General features: G+C 58.2%; 1 pseudogene. It reads left to right on the forward strand.

What is annotated here, in order from left to right:
• A pseudogene (locus SB753_RS37215) lies at window positions 1-273 on the forward strand (phosphohydrolase); the annotation flags it as partial.

Consider the following 273-nt stretch of genomic DNA (forward strand, 5'->3'; position numbering starts at 1 on the left):
GGCGTCGAGATGGACGTGCTGGGCTTCGCGTATGACGAGTTCACCGAGGAACAGCGCAAGGTGGTGGTGGCGGCTCACCCTCGCGGGGAGAACTTCAAGGAGCAGATTATTGACGCCTTTAACGAGGGCATGAAGCACCGGCCGGACTCGACATTCGGCACGGTCAACGACGACGTGCTTGCGTTGAAGGACCCCGGTTTCCGTCGCAAGAACTTTTGCAGCATCATTCTCGGAAACGCGTGGAACGACTCGAATTACGCGTGCACCTGCAAT

It is taken from the genome of Paraburkholderia sp. SIMBA_053 (assembly GCF_046534895.1).
Taxonomy (GTDB): Bacteria; Pseudomonadota; Gammaproteobacteria; order Burkholderiales; family Burkholderiaceae; genus Paraburkholderia; species Paraburkholderia caledonica.